The following is a 525-nucleotide window of genomic DNA, read 5'->3' as shown; positions in this document are numbered from 1 at the left end:
GTCGGCATTGGCGGTGTATTCCGGGCTCTCGAAGCTGACGGCGACGTGGCTCTGGGCGGCGAGATTATAGATCTCGGTCGGCCGGATCTGCTGCACCAGGCGGATCAGGTTGGTCGAGTCCGTCATGTCGCCGTAATGCATCAGGAACGGCACATTGCCGACATGGGGGTCCTGGTAGAGATGATCGACCCGCGCGGTGTTGAACGAGGACGAACGCCGCTTGATGCCGTGCACGACATAGCCGAGCGACAGCAGATATTCGGCGAGATAGGCGCCGTCCTGGCCGGTGATACCGGTGATGAGAGCGATCCGCTCAGCCATGGCCTGATGCCTTGAAGTCCTGTCGCGATGGTCCGTCGCACACGTAAGCGGGAGCGCAGCCATCGCGCAACCGGGCCTTCTTGGACATATCAGCCCTCCGGGTCAACCCGGACAGGACCCGCTCGGGTTCAGGAGCGCTGATAGTCGTCTTCAATCCGGATGATGTCGTCTTCCCCGAGATAGGAGCCGGTCTGGACCTCGATC

General features: G+C 61.9%; 2 protein-coding genes. Both read right to left on the bottom strand.

Features of this window, described 5'->3' with window-relative positions; translation table 11 throughout:
* The coding region (locus IVB31_RS13090; protein ID WP_247322684.1) for a GDP-mannose 4,6-dehydratase at nucleotides 1-321 on the bottom strand (321 nt) is incomplete at its 3' end.
* A 128-nt stretch (nucleotides 322-449) separates the two neighbouring features.
* Nucleotides 450-525: hypothetical protein (locus IVB31_RS13085; protein WP_247322687.1), on the bottom strand; the 76-nt coding region annotated here is incomplete at its 5' end.

Source organism: Bradyrhizobium sp. 21, from assembly GCF_023073335.1.
Lineage (GTDB): Bacteria > Pseudomonadota > Alphaproteobacteria > Rhizobiales > Xanthobacteraceae > Bradyrhizobium.
Note: the sequence above shows the minus strand (reverse complement) of the source record. Positions and strands in the feature narration are given on the sequence as shown.